Genomic DNA, 13,727 nt, shown 5'->3' with positions numbered 1-13,727 from the left:
TAAGTAAAAGTGGTGAATTATAAGATTGATATAGTATTAAAAAAGGAGTATCTATGAAAAATTTATTACCTTATTGTGGGATAGGAGTGGTATTTATAATAGTTATACTACTATTTAGCATAGTGACTATTTTGTTTTCTAAAGAACATGAAAATAGCATACCAGTCTTAAAAAATGCAACATATATAACAAGTAAAAATAATAATCTAGAAGTTTATGAATATATTCATGAACTCACACATTCTTTTGTTAAAACTAATAGAAAAGATGTTAAAGTAATTTCTCCAACTAAATACGCTAGGAATTTAGGCGTTACTCTATGTGAAAATGAGATTTATATGAAAGGGGATATAGATACGTATACAGACATAGGATACTTGGTAGATAAAGTTAACTATGGATTAATTGATGAGGATATTATAAAGCTACATAATATAGTTTCAGAAAAATCAGGGGAAAAAAATTGTATTGCTAAAAGTTTAAATATAGAACTGATTAACGAAATAGTGGATAATAATAAGTTTTTCGATGATGTAGATAAACAAAACTACAATAGCTTAAAACACTAGTTAATCTTAAATATAATAAAAAGTGAAACTTTTTAAACATTTGTAATATCTATGTAGTTGTATATATAAATTAGGGGTGGAAATTGTGAATAAAACAAAAAAAAGAATTAAAATTATTGTAATTACATCTTCACTATCTTTAGTTCTTATCGGAGGATTATTGATTTTTAATGATGAGGGTTCATCTCAAGTGAAAGATATATTTGGTAGTATAGCTAGTAACTTTGGATTAGACTCTGATTTAAATGAGTATAAAAAAGCGATAAATAAGCCTATAAAAAATAATGGTTATACAATAACTCTAAATAAAGTTATTCTGGACAAAAACGAGCTAACGATATCTTCTACTGTAAAATCTGATAATGGTGGATTTAATGGATATCCAGAGATGTTAGAGTCAGTATTTATAAATGGAACTCGTATAAACTCAGATTCTAATGGTAACTCTGAAATGCTCAATGACTCCACTATGAATAAAGTCACTACTTACTTTTTAGATAAAGAATTAAGTGGAGAGGTTAATGTTAGAGTTGAATATCCAGGTATACAAATGCTAGACGATACAGGTTCTGAGACAATAAAGGGTGACTGGAGTTTTAACTTTAATACTAATGCTGATGCTTTAGTTAAGGATACATTGACTGTAAATTTAAATAAAAAGTTTAAATTAGAAGATGGAAAAACAATTAAGCTAAGTAAATATATTAGTAATAGCTTAGGCACAAAAATTGAATTTAGTTTACCTACTGATGGAACAGAGTATCTTATGAAACTTGCTGGAAATGATAATCTTGGAAATAAAGTTGAGTTTTATTGTGACTATAGTAATAATGGAAAAGGAATTTTTAAACTTGATAATTCCTATAAAAGTATAAAAAAAGATTCTAGTAAATTAAATCTTTCTTTATATGCATCAGATTCTTCTAATAATAAGTGGAAGAAAGTTGGGTCGGACTTTGATATTGATTTAAAGTAATACCAGTTGAACTTAAAAATAAATAATGTAATTAAAGTCTCTAGATTTAACTATTTGGTTTAATCTAGAGGCTTTTTTACTGTGACTATACTTTCTATTATATCTTGTTATTTAGCTAATTAATAAAATAATTAATCATATATCTATAAAGAAATTAAAAACAAAAATTTCATTACAATGCGTACTTATTCCTTGTTAATTACCTTATTAACAAGAAAGATTAATAAAAAGATATTTAAATATGCAAGTTTTTTGTGTTAGTTTACGAATTAAGTAATGTAAAAGCTTTTATAGTGAGGAGGAAACAACTTGAAAGACAAGTTAATGATTAAATATATAAAAAAGAAAAATCAAAAAGGAATGGAAATTCTAATAGATCAGTATAATGCTCTTATTACTTCTGTAATTAGATACCATCTAGGATCTCTTATTAATTATGAAGAAGAGTGTGTTAGTGATACTTTATTAGCTATTTGGGATAATGTAGAAGGCTTTGACCAAGATAAAAATACTTTTAAAAACTGGATATGTGCAATAGCTAAATATAAAGCAATTGATTACAAAAGAAAGTATTTAAATAAAATAGAAATTTCAGATTTAGACGAACAAAACTATTACATAGATAAAAATTTACTAAAAATTGAAATTCAAGAGGAATTAAATGAAACATTAAAATTCTTATCCGAAGAAGATAAAGAAATATTTAGACGATATTACCTAAATGATGAAAGTGTAATAGATATAGCAAATGATAAAAAGTTAGCTATTTCAAGTGTACATAGCAAATTATCTAGGGGAAAGGCCAAAATAAGAAAATCTTTATTAAATGAAGGAGGAAAATAAATTGATAGATAAATATAAAGTATTAAACAACGAAAAAATTCAATTTGATAAATATAATGAAGTAAAAACTGATAATACTAAAATGAAAAATATAATGAAATCTAAGTTAAAATCAAGAAAGCAAACAACTAAAAAACTACTTGCAGCAAGTGTCTCAGCAGTTCTTATACTTGGAACAGTAGCTCTAACGAATGAAACTACATGGGCATATATAAATCTTTTAGCAGGTCGTATTGAGTCCTTCTTAGATAGAGATTATAGTGAGTTTGATAAGTATAAATTTGAAGGAGATCAATCAATAACCGATAACGGATTAGTTCTTAATTTAGGAGATGTAATGTTAGATGATGGACAATTAATTATAAGTTTAAGTATGGATTATACTAATTTTGATTTTAAAAAACATGGAGTTAATAAAAAAGATTTCATGCCTGATATACCTATAATAACCATAGGAGATATTTCTTTCCCTGGTCAAGGTGGAGGAATAATCCCAAGAGATGTTAAAAATGAAAATAAAAAAGAATTTTTATATACTATTAATTTAAATAGTAAAGATACTGATGGAGATGGTATTGGAGATACAGATATTGATTTACTTGATAGTTTAGAAAAAGATAAAGATTACAACTTAAAAATTCAATTTAAAGATTTTGATATAGGCGAATCAAAAACTGAAAAAGGAAGACTACTATTTAAAACTTTTGGGAACTGGGAGTTTAATACGCTTATAAATACTTCTACTATATCTAGTGATTTAAAGGTTTTTAATGTTAATAAATATATAAATATAAACGACAAAGTTAAGTTGAAAATTGATGAAATAAAAATATCTCCTATTTCAGTTAATATTAAAACACAATTAGAAGGAGATCAGTCTGAGATAACGCGTTTACAATATGCCACAGATTTTTCTATAGAAGATGAACGTGGCAATAGCTTATTAGGTGGTAATAGTGGAAGTTGTAGCAAAAATGATATGTATTACCACTTTAACCTTAAAGGTACAGAAAAGAAAATCATAATAACCCCTGGTCTTTTTATCCCTAATACAGAGACTAAGTATTTTGAAGATGAAAAAATAGAAATAGATATTCCTTAAATTAGATATAATTTATTATTTCTAAAAAGTTTGCTTTAGCATAAAAAGAAAAACTATAAAGCATTATTAATATGCCTTATAGCTTTTCTTTTTGTTACTTCCTAGTTTATTTTTAATCCATTGATATTGCAAGCGACCTATCTTTTTTCGCATCTTCATCAGTTTCATACAATGAAATTAAATTCTATATGTTTTGATCTAACTGATTGTAAATTGTAATTATTTTATTTATTTAAATCTATTGTAATTTCACAACCCAATTTTTAAAAGAACATTTGTTTTTGTCAAATCTATCTATATTATTCCATACACCTATCAAAATATCGTTTAAACACTCATCGTGATATGATTCTAAGTTATACATACTTTTTTTCACTATGGATTTTATAACCCACCCATAATTATCAATTACATATTCTAATGCCCGTTCATCTTTTTGCTTAAGCTTTAGAATAAAATTTTCTTCTGTAATTTTCATTCATTTTCCTCCGATATCGTAACTTGAAATTCTATTCTCATATATTATTTCGTTTCAAAATCATATTATCTATCAAAAACATACTTTTTTTGAAAAAATCTTCTCTCAAAACATAACTTATTTTGACTAAGTGTAACTTAATTCAACTCATACTCATAAAATATATATATAACACAGTAAACGCTGTTTGAACTTAGAAAGGAGTGTTTAAACATGAGCAATAATTGTACATCTAATGGAGATGATTATTATTGTAACTGCGATTATAATGATTACTGGCTTTTTTGTAACCTTATTAATAAGTTAAAAGGACCTCCAGGTCCTCAAGGTGATATAGGTCCACAGGGGACTCAAGGCCCCCAAGGAAATATAGGTCCAGAAGGGCCTCCAGGTCCTGGAGTGTTAGGAGGCGCTGGAGCTCCTGCATCTTGTAATCCAGGAGAAACCTACTATGTTGATTTTTCAACTGGATATGTATATTTGAAAAATAAAACTCCTCCAACCCCAACTCCAAGAAATTTACCTACGCCAGGAACATTTACTATTGTAAGCACTGTCTTAGAATTAGAAAATGCAATTTCTGCACAAAAGCCAGCTATAAAGCTTGCAGCAGGTAATTATATTCTCAATGATAATATAACAATTTCATATCCTTTATATTTACAAGGATCAGTAGATTCAAATGGAGCTCCAACTTCAATAATAACATATAGTCCTCCAGCTCCATATGAGCCTATAATAGTAATAGGAAGTAGTAATGTAGTGATTGATAGTATATCATTTATTGAATCACCTGGATTAACACCTGTGCCTCTTAACTACCCATCACTTATATACTCAAGCGGTGTATCATTTAATTCAATTTATATAAATAATTGTATATTTGATTATTTAAAAAATGCAATAGAGCTAAAAACAGGTGAGTTCCAAGTTACAAAATGTACATTTAATTACAATAGAAATTCTACTAATACAAGGTATTGCTTATTTTTGCATAATATATCAGGTACTTGTATTACAGATAGCAATACTATTTATGGAATAGGAGGAGATAGACGACAAGGCTTTATAAGAGTATCTAATCTTGGTGGTGGTACTCTTACTGGAGCTCTTTTAATAAGTAACACATCTCAACCCGAGCCACTAGTTCCACCCCCTACTCCAACAACAGACCCAAGTACTATATATCCATCGTCATTTAGAGAATTAATTTTATTTGATGAATTAAATGGAAGTGGATTACAACTGTATGTCAATAACAATACTTTAAATGCAGATAACACTTCTCCAGTGTTGTTACCAAACCTGCAAAATAGTCCTGGCTTAAGCAATTTTGCATTTATAAGTGCTTGTAATAATACATTTACGAATAGTAAAAGAAAAGGATTTATAGGTCTTACAACTACTCTTGTTAATCAAATTGATAATGCAATTGGAAATACTAATATATATATCGATGGAAATACCCCACAATATACAACTGGATATACACCACCTTGGTATGATACGTGGACATCATTACAAGACCCTATTGTTGCAGGATATGAGGTTAAGCAAATAAAAAATAGACCTGATGTAAGATTATTTGAAACTTGCGTATCAAATGTAGATTGTTATTGGACTAGAACAAATTATCGATTCAGTATGGTATAAAAATATATAATTATGTATTTTTGTATACCATATTGACTATAAATCAAAAGCGACTGAAATTATTTATTAATCACAGTCGCTTTAATTTTATTAAAAAACTATTCTGATTTTCTTCTACCTTTTAATTTGTTTTTATTATTGTATGTATCTACGTTTTTCTTGCTTATTTCAACATCTTCAAGTAATGGAGTAAGTAGATTTTCAAATAATTTAGACATAGTTATATTAGAATCTATAACTACTGTTTTTAACTTGTCTACTATATCTTTATCTAAAGTAACTCCAACTTGTTCTTTAGATTTTTTCTTTTCTTTTTTAACTATATCATATATAGATAGTGAAGATTTTGTTTCATTTACCTCATTAACAATAGTTGATTTTCTAGTTGTAGGAACTTCTTCATTTAATAAGTTAATATCTATTTTAGGCATCTACAGCACATCCTTTTCTTTTAATTCTTTTATCATATTTTCAACTTCTTCTTTACTGAAATGAGTTTGTCCATTTTTCTTTAAATAATCACTTATACTTAATTTGCTTAGTAATGCTTTTTCAACGAAAGTATTTCTTCTTATAAATGAATTTAGCATCATATTTTTTAATTCTTCAAACTTTTGAAGATACTGATCGAATAAATCAGATACTTGTGTTCTCTGCTTTTCATATCCAACTAATACAGTAGCTTTTATATCATTATCATCTTTTTCTAAATAGTACTTATCTCTAGTCCATAGTTCTTTAAATAATGCTGCCCCTCTTAAAGAAGATATATTTTTATCCATTATAGGCACTATTATAGAGTCGGCTAAATAAAGTATGTTCTTAGCTGTTAAATTGTAACTAGGTGACAAGTCACAAATTATGTAATCATACTTTTCAAGTACATCAATATTTTGCATATACCATCTTGCAAGAACTTTTTCTCTAGCCGGTTGTAAGCTTATTTTTTCATCTAACATAGCTAGTCCTATATCAGAAGGTATTATGTCTATATTAGGGTAATTTGGATTTGGACATTTAACTATCACTTCTTCTGCACTTAATCCATCAACTATATCTATAGTTGTTTTGTCTTCATGGTTAACTTTATATACATATTGAGTTAAGTTTTCTTGTAAATCTAAGTCCCATAATAGTATATTTGTATTTTTATCTTTTGCTAATTCATAAGCAGTTATTATAGACATAGAAGTCTTGTAAATACCGCCTTTTATATTAAAATAAGTTATTAACTTAGTTTGCATTAGTTTTCCTCCAAGATTTTTATAAGTTCTACTTATATAATATCATAAATTAAACTATTTTGAAACAAAATTAAAACAGTAATAAAACTATAAATTAACTTAGTTAATTTATAGTTTTATTACTGTTTTAATTTAATCATTTACTATATATAAACAAAGTTTTTCACTTAAAAATATATACTTTTTAAAATCTACTTAAATAATTTAATTTTAATCATTAAAATGTATTTAGTTTGCTAAAACATACTAATTTTTAATTTTTTTTAATTTGCAACATAAATTATCACATGTAATTATAAGTATTTTTAAAAATTTCATATGTAAATTCTTATCTATCCATTGTTTTCCAACAATTTTTACGATATTATTAGAAATAAAAGTCAAATAAATCTCAATTTTTTTGACTGCACTTTTATAGCCTTAATTTAAATTATTATCACAAATAGGGAGGAGATTTATTAAAATGAGTAAAAACTTAATAGATATGATATTTAACTCTAAGGATACTAAAAATTCCTTATATAGTATTATGAATCCTAGATTATTATATTATTCAAATAAAACAGAAGATATCATGCTTGTAAGTGATGAATTATTTTTACTAGAATATAAAAATAGAGGTATTTTCAAATTATTTGATTTTAAAAATTATCTATCTTTAAAAAGAGAATCTTTTAATAGCGATTATTCATATAGAAACCGTCAAAATTTGTGCGATGTAAAATATCAAAAACATTTTTCAAAAGCCTTAGAAGGGAATTTAAGAGGTCGGTTAAAAATCAATAATTTTAGGAGCTTAATCGTTAAACTATGAAAAAAGTAGTAGGATATCTTAGGATATCTACCGCATCACAAATTGACAACACATCTATAGAAATGCAGCGTGAAAAGATAGAGCTTTATTGTAAATTAAATAATATAGAATTAGTAAATACGTATGTTGATGAAGGATGGTCCGCAAAAGACTCAGATAGACCGTCCTATAATAAAATGATTGAATTTGTATCAGATAAAGAAAATAGTGTAGATACAATTATAGTCTACAAAGCAGATAGAATTCATAGGAGTCTTAAAAATCTAATGATCATGGTTGACTACCTTCAAGAAATAGGGGTAGGATTTATATCACTTACCGAGCAATTTAACACTAACACCGCTCAAGGATTGCTGTTTCTTCAAATGATCGGTAGTTTCTCTGAGTTTGAGCGAAAGCTAATATCTGAAAGAACTCACTCTGGTAGAGTTGCTAAAGGAAAGAAAAATCTATTCCCTGGTGGCAGAGTACCACTTGGGTATAAATTGGTTGAAAATGATATGTTGCTAGTCAAACAGGATGAAGCAATAATAGTAAAAGAAATATTCAAGCTTAGAAGTAAAGGTGTTTCATATGAAAGAATTGGGCGTAAATATAATTTTACGAAACAAAGAGTAGCTTATATTCTTTCAAATCCTATTTACACAGGAACATATAAGTATGATGGAAAAATAGAAAAAAATAAAATTAACCTACAAGTCCCACCTATAATCAGTCGCTATATGTGGAATAAGGTTAATTCAAAAGTAAGTTAGATATGTTTTTTATTGTCGAACATTTTTATAAATTTTTGTAAGCTTTATTCTTATATATCGCTTACAATTATATTATAGTTATATTACATATATCTTACAGGCATGTTTTTAAGTAATTACAACAAGTAATAGATAAAAATATGTTTGTAAGCTCATTGTAAGATTTATGTATTTTTTATTAGGGGGGATCAGTTTGAATAAGGACGAATTTAATAAATTAGGTATAGACAATCAAATAGATTATTTGAATACAAACCTGACCGAAGGAATCTCATTGACCATATTATGCAAAAACATTGGGATAGCAAGGAGTACAGTTGCTGGAAGAGCTCTAAAACAAGGATATGTTTTTAATAAAGAAATTAATCAATACGTCTTAAACAACAAAATCGATACCGGACGACCTTACAGTAAGCTTACAGTAAGTAATCAGCTTACATCCGAAAACAAAACGATATCAGAAATTAACAAATCGAACTTTTCAAACAACGATCTCAATAGTATAAACAAAACTATATCAACTAGAACTGCTAATCATAATGGACTTATTTTAAATTCATCTGACTCAGACAACCTCAGTTACCTACTTAAAAACATAGATATACTAAAAGAATTTATAGAAGGAAATAAAAATAAGCCTTCTAACAATGAGGTATCTAGTTTAGAAGATATAGTAAACGATATTTATAAGTTTAAGCAAGAGAAAAGAAATTATAAAGTTAAAAGTTTAAGAATTGACGAAACTATCCTTAGTGAATTTGAATCTATAGCTAGCGAATTATCTGGTAAGGGTATAAATCAACAAGAATTTCTAAACTATATATTAGAGTCTTATATTGATTTTTATAAAAATTTTAAACTGTAATGTTATTATAAATTTATACATAGAAAAAAAAGACTTTAAGTATTCACTTAAAAGTCTTTTTTTCTGTTATCGCAAAATATTTAGTTTTGGTTTTGGGGGTAAATAAAATACCCATAATAAATATGAATCTTTAAAGTATACAAAATTTAATTCAACTATTTGGGGTGTTTTATTTATGTTTTTATTTTAATATAAATAAAATATAAAGTAAAATTGAAATATAAAATGAATATAATAAGATTAGACAATGGTTAGATATTAGATTTTTAAATAAAGTTCAATAGCTATCTTATTCATTGAAGTATCCCTTAAAACTAGATTTAAAGGATACTTCAAATCTGAAATAATAATTATTCTATAAATGTAATTAGTTTTCAAAAATATTATTCATAAGATTAATTTGAAGTTAATTAATCTTATGAATAATATTAAAAAGGAGAACTCATTTTAAGAATCCCCTTTTTTGTTATTAACTGTAAGCATGTTGCTTACATCTTTATTACTCTCTGTAAGCGTTGTTTTTACTTAATTCTAAATTTATCTATACATATTTTTAGTTAAAACATTATAAAAACTAACTAAAAATTTATTTTCTTATTTTATAAAACTAAATTATAACTAAGTTTCATCTATTATTTAACTTTATTTAATTCAATTTTAAACTATGTAATATATGCTTAATCACAAAATTAGTATAAATTTTTTAATTTGAATTTTCACTTAAAATATCTTCGTAAAACTTTATGCTAATATCTTTTAAATTAGTATCTTTTGGATTAAATTTATTGTCTATTAAATAATTATAAAATTTCAAATCATATACATAAGTAGTATTCGTTTTTTTACGGTTATAATACTTATGCTCTAGGTATTTTGCAAAGCCCTCAACTAAGTTTTCTTCACACCATCCTACCCAATCATAAGCGTCTTTACCAAAACTATTATAGCTATCTAATAAAGCTTTATCTTTCTTTAATTCATTCGAAATTTTTATAAACTCCTTCGTTCCCGTAAAGTTTCTAAATAGCTCATGTGAATATTCATGGAATGGTGCTCCAAATAAGTTATATTTATTTGTGGATGGTTGAATAGTCGATATCTTATAATTTCCATTTTCAAATCCCATTGCTCCTATTGGTGGTAAATCATAATAAAATAGTGCAGTATAATCCTTATTAAATTTTATTCCACTTTCATCTTCCATAAATTTAAATATATCTATATTTTCTTTTTCAAGGTATGTACTAACCTTTTTTCTGTTTAATTCTATTTTAGAATTATTACTTTCTATAAATTCTTTTAAGTACTCTTTATAAAAATAGTTATAGAATATATCTATATCTTCCTTTCTCCTTTGACTTAATTCTAAGTTAGATTGATTATTAATTTTTTCTACTACTTCTTCAACTCGAGCATCATCATCTAAAGATATTGTTTCTGATACATATGTCCAATCACCATAATTATCATATATTCTAATTAATCTGCGTTTCATCTCAGGATCCATAGTTGAATATGTTTCTTTTAACCATTTATAATAATCCACCCCATACTCTCCACAATTTTTGTATAGATCTTCATTAAATTCATCAGTATTTTTAAAGTTTGATCTATAAACGTCATAAGCTACTGTAACCAAAGAAACTTTTAACGTTAACCCTCTAACTTCAACTTTGTTATCACTACTATCTCTATTAATTTGTGTGTAAGCTAAAATCAACGTTAGTAACAATATTAAAAAACCTATTAGTAATTTTTTATACATCATCATTCCCCTACTTAAAAGTATTTTAATTTAATTATAGTTTTGATTCCTATTAAAGTATATTAGATTTCATTATCTAATATATTATTTATATAAATGTATTTTGATTATATATTACTTATAAAAAAGAACCCATTTTTCTCTGAGTTCTTTTTTATGTTATTGATTGTAAGCATAATGCTTACAAGTTTGTTAATAGTTGTATTTGGATATAAAGCTTGATTTTACTACATATTTTAATTTAACTATATATTTTAATTTTAAAAAACTGATTTTTATATTTGTTAATTCTATAAATTAACTTCCTTAAAACTAATTTTTAACTTAGTTTTAACTCAATTCATTTAGGATTTTCAAAATTCATTTCCAAATCCTAAAAAAATTTATATTATAATCAATAGTAATCTGAATAAATAGTTATTTTTTTATCAATTAAATATATATACTTTTCCTGCACTTATAACTACCTATCATGTTATTTATATATAAATAATATTTCCTGCACTAGCTTTTTCTAATCGATTGATTATAGAATTTCCTAATCCATGGTTAGTAGGAGCTTGTATGTAAATATGGCCAATATCCAACTTGTCACATTCTCTAAGTAAATCAAATATTTTTTGTGCTGCAGTATTTAATGTATTGAAACTTCCTAAACTATATATGTAATTATAGTTGCTGAATTCATCTAAAAACTCTTCAAAACAAAGTATAGCATCATCCTTATTTGCATTTTCTTTAATCCACTTAGAAGTATTTGCATACTCTCCTTCAACCAATGTTACAGGTACATCTGGTGCATAGTGTCTATACTTCATTCCTGGAGCTTTTGGTACTTCACTTTCTTCAACACTTAATAAATCCTTTTTATATATAAGATTAGGAATTACATTACATATCTCATCTATACTTATAGCTCCTGGTCTTAAGAGTACAGGATCTGGAGTTGACATGTCTATTATTGTTGATTCTAAACCAATTGAACATGACCCTCCATCTAAAATACAAGGAATTTTTCCACTTAAGTCGTTAATGCAATGCTTTGCACTTGTAGTTGATGGCTTCCCTGATAAATTTGCAGATGGAGCAACTAATAGAGTTCCACTTTCTTTAATTACAGCTCTAGCTATTTCACTTTTAGGAAATCTAACTGCCACAGTATCCATACCTGCTGTAACTGTATCTGAAATACACTCTTTTTTATTAAAAATTAATGTTACTGACCCTGGCCAAAAAGCATCAAATACTCTTTTCGCTTCTTCTGGTATATCTTTGCATATATCATAAACTTGTTCTAATTTATATATATGTACTAATAATGGATTATCTTGTGGTCTACCTTTTACTTGAAATACCTTTTTAATTGCATTTTCATTAAAAGCATCTGCCGCTAATCCATAAACTGTTTCTGTAGGAATTGCAACAACTTCACCTTTCTTTAGGTATTCTGCTCCTTTTTTTATATTTTCGTAATTCGAGTTCAAATCTTTAACTTCTAGTATTTCTGTTTCTATAGAATTTACTGTCATTTACAACTTGCCTCCTATTTATGCTATTTATACATTAACTTAATAATGCATATTAATTATTATAGTACATATATCCCTTCTAAGTTAGAGTCTAGTACTAATATTTTTTAACTTACATACTAAAATTCTTTTTCATGTTCTTTAAAAAAATCATAATAGTTACGTACATTTTCTAATTCAGTCCATTTTTTAACTCTTACTGGATCTTCATCAAGGTCATAGATTTTAGCACCTTTCATCGCTAGCATAAATGGAGAGTGCGTTGATATTATAAATTGGCATCCAAAAAATCTTGATGCATCTTCTATAAATTTAGACAATTCTATTTGTCTTTGTGGAGAAAGACTATTTTCAGGCTCATCCAGTATGTATAGACCATTTTCTCCTATCTTTTCTAGAAAATATTTAAATGCACTTTCTCCGTTTGAATATTCTCTAATGTTGTCTCTTAAGTTATCTCTTATAAATTTAGATTGAGTTTTTTTCTTAGCCCTACTTATTCTTTTCATTTCATCATAGTCATCTAAAGATGTCATCCTAAAGCTTGAAAATTTAGTATCTATATATTCTTCGAATAAATCAGATCTCTTTTCATCAATACATTCATTTATATTTCTGATATTTAGCATATAATCAAATACATCATCACTAGTTATAATCTTACTGTTTTGAGGTATTTCATTTGAAAGATACATATAGCACATATCTACATAATCAGTATAAAAATTAGACTTATTATAAATAGAATCTCTATCCAACTTTGCTTTTTCTGCAATTACATTTAAAGCTGTTGATTTCCCAGAGCCATTGCCCCCATATAATATAGTAATTGGTTCAAAATCAATTCTTTCAAATTGATTTTTTGATAGTATTTTAAATGGATAAAACGAGTCATAACAAGTTCTTTTTTCATTTAATATAAATCTATATTCCTTATCTTCATTAACGAATTCAAAAGTGCTTATGTATATCATTTTTAATTTTTCCTTTCCGTAGTATAGGGAATAACTACACATTTAACATTTTATCATAATTTTAAATATAAATTTTCTTAAACATAAAAAAGAACTCATCATCTGTTGAGTTCTTTTAACCTTGGTTCATGTAAGCAATTTACTTACTAACTTTTATACA

At 26.2% G+C, this 13,727-nt stretch carries 14 protein-coding genes; 8 read left to right on the top strand and 6 right to left on the bottom strand.

Translation table 11 applies throughout. From position 1 onward, the window contains the following. Positions 1 to 53: 53 nt before the first annotated feature. From ACRDDE_RS11040 to ACRDDE_RS11025, 4 genes are all read left to right on the top strand, one after another. Entirely contained in the window at positions 54 to 569 is a 516-nt protein-coding gene (locus ACRDDE_RS11040) for a hypothetical protein (protein WP_438627272.1), read from the top strand. An 85-nt stretch (positions 570 to 654) separates the two neighbouring features. Next, entirely contained in the window at positions 655 to 1,545 is an 891-nt protein-coding gene (locus ACRDDE_RS11035; protein ID WP_438627270.1) for a DUF4179 domain-containing protein, read from the top strand. Between the two features lie 309 nt (positions 1,546 to 1,854). After that, positions 1,855 to 2,388, top strand: a complete 534-nt coding sequence (locus ACRDDE_RS11030) for a sigma-70 family RNA polymerase sigma factor (RefSeq protein ID WP_438627268.1) — start codon at positions 1,855 to 1,857, stop codon at positions 2,386 to 2,388. A gap of 1 nt (position 2,389) precedes the next feature. Beyond that, complete coding sequence (locus ACRDDE_RS11025; RefSeq protein ID WP_438627266.1) at positions 2,390 to 3,490, top strand: DUF4179 domain-containing protein; 1,101 nt, start codon at positions 2,390 to 2,392, stop codon at positions 3,488 to 3,490. A 238-nt stretch (positions 3,491 to 3,728) separates the two neighbouring features. Here the strand turns inward: ACRDDE_RS11025 and ACRDDE_RS11020 are convergent, their stop codons facing one another. Continuing rightward, entirely contained in the window at positions 3,729 to 3,968 is a 240-nt protein-coding gene (locus ACRDDE_RS11020; protein ID WP_438627264.1) for a sigma factor, read from the bottom strand. Between the two features lie 213 nt (positions 3,969 to 4,181). On the opposite strand from ACRDDE_RS11020, the gene ACRDDE_RS11015 reads away from it, so the two are divergent. Next, a complete protein-coding gene (locus tag ACRDDE_RS11015; protein ID WP_438627262.1) occupies positions 4,182 to 5,621 on the top strand; it encodes a hypothetical protein in 1,440 nt (479 codons plus the stop codon). A gap of 98 nt (positions 5,622 to 5,719) precedes the next feature. On the opposite strand, the gene ACRDDE_RS11010 is transcribed toward ACRDDE_RS11015, so the two are convergent. After that, on the bottom strand, positions 5,720 to 6,052 hold the full coding sequence (locus ACRDDE_RS11010) for a hypothetical protein (protein WP_438627260.1): 333 nt from the start codon (positions 6,050 to 6,052) through the stop codon (positions 5,720 to 5,722). Continuing rightward, on the bottom strand, positions 6,053 to 6,865 hold the full coding sequence (locus ACRDDE_RS11005; protein ID WP_438627258.1) for a ParA family protein: 813 nt from the start codon (positions 6,863 to 6,865) through the stop codon (positions 6,053 to 6,055). Between the two features lie 463 nt (positions 6,866 to 7,328). Between ACRDDE_RS11005 and ACRDDE_RS11000 the strand changes: the two genes are divergently transcribed. From ACRDDE_RS11000 to ACRDDE_RS10990, 3 genes are all read left to right on the top strand, one after another. Continuing rightward, positions 7,329 to 7,679, top strand: coding sequence for a hypothetical protein (locus ACRDDE_RS11000; protein ID WP_438627256.1), 351 nt, complete (start codon positions 7,329 to 7,331; stop codon positions 7,677 to 7,679). Beyond that, positions 7,676 to 8,434 (top strand): recombinase family protein, encoded by a 759-nt coding sequence (locus tag ACRDDE_RS10995; protein WP_438627254.1) that lies wholly within the window; start codon positions 7,676 to 7,678, stop codon positions 8,432 to 8,434. The genes ACRDDE_RS11000 and ACRDDE_RS10995 overlap by 4 nt, the downstream gene beginning before the upstream one ends. Before the next feature lie 193 nt (positions 8,435 to 8,627). After that, positions 8,628 to 9,299: a hypothetical protein gene (locus tag ACRDDE_RS10990; RefSeq protein ID WP_438627252.1), complete on the top strand. Its 672-nt coding sequence runs from the start codon at positions 8,628 to 8,630 to the stop codon at positions 9,297 to 9,299. Between the two features lie 703 nt (positions 9,300 to 10,002). Here ACRDDE_RS10990 and ACRDDE_RS10985 read toward each other — a convergent pair. The 3 genes from ACRDDE_RS10985 to ACRDDE_RS10975 all read right to left on the bottom strand — a co-directional run bounded on the left by ACRDDE_RS10985 (position 10,003) and on the right by ACRDDE_RS10975 (position 13,567). Beyond that, positions 10,003 to 11,064, bottom strand: a complete 1,062-nt coding sequence (locus ACRDDE_RS10985) for a hypothetical protein (RefSeq protein WP_438627251.1) — start codon at positions 11,062 to 11,064, stop codon at positions 10,003 to 10,005. Between the two features lie 479 nt (positions 11,065 to 11,543). After that, on the bottom strand, positions 11,544 to 12,593 hold the full coding sequence (locus ACRDDE_RS10980) for an L-threonylcarbamoyladenylate synthase (protein ID WP_438627250.1): 1,050 nt from the start codon (positions 12,591 to 12,593) through the stop codon (positions 11,544 to 11,546). A gap of 119 nt (positions 12,594 to 12,712) precedes the next feature. After that, a complete protein-coding gene (locus tag ACRDDE_RS10975) occupies positions 12,713 to 13,567 on the bottom strand; it encodes an AAA family ATPase (RefSeq protein WP_438627249.1) in 855 nt (284 codons plus the stop codon). Positions 13,568 to 13,727 lie beyond the last annotated feature (160 nt).

It is taken from the genome of Paraclostridium sp. (assembly GCF_051656405.1).
GTDB lineage: Bacteria > Bacillota > Clostridia > Peptostreptococcales > Peptostreptococcaceae > Paraclostridium.
The sequence above is the reverse complement of the archived record's forward strand: the minus strand, read 5'-3'. Positions and strand labels throughout refer to the sequence as shown.

Bases quoted from the DNA above. Each gene is read 5' to 3' on its own strand.
- ACRDDE_RS11040 (WP_438627272.1), top strand. From the start codon at position 54: ATGAAAAATTTATTACCTTATTGTGGGATAGGAGTGGTATTTATAATA.
- ACRDDE_RS11020 (WP_438627264.1), bottom strand. From the start codon at position 3,968: ATGAAAATTACAGAAGAAAATTTTATTCTAAAGCTTAAGCAAAAAGAT.
- ACRDDE_RS11015 (WP_438627262.1), top strand. From the start codon at position 4,182: ATGAGCAATAATTGTACATCTAATGGAGATGATTATTATTGTAACTGC.
- ACRDDE_RS11010 (WP_438627260.1), bottom strand. From the start codon at position 6,052: ATGCCTAAAATAGATATTAACTTATTAAATGAAGAAGTTCCTACAACT.
- ACRDDE_RS11005 (WP_438627258.1), bottom strand. From the start codon at position 6,865: ATGCAAACTAAGTTAATAACTTATTTTAATATAAAAGGCGGTATTTAC.
- ACRDDE_RS11000 (WP_438627256.1), top strand. From the start codon at position 7,329: ATGAGTAAAAACTTAATAGATATGATATTTAACTCTAAGGATACTAAA.
- ACRDDE_RS10995 (WP_438627254.1), top strand. From the start codon at position 7,676: ATGAAAAAAGTAGTAGGATATCTTAGGATATCTACCGCATCACAAATT.
- ACRDDE_RS10985 (WP_438627251.1), bottom strand. From the start codon at position 11,064: ATGTATAAAAAATTACTAATAGGTTTTTTAATATTGTTACTAACGTTG.
- ACRDDE_RS10980 (WP_438627250.1), bottom strand. From the start codon at position 12,593: ATGACAGTAAATTCTATAGAAACAGAAATACTAGAAGTTAAAGATTTG.
- ACRDDE_RS10975 (WP_438627249.1), bottom strand. From the start codon at position 13,567: ATGATATACATAAGCACTTTTGAATTCGTTAATGAAGATAAGGAATAT.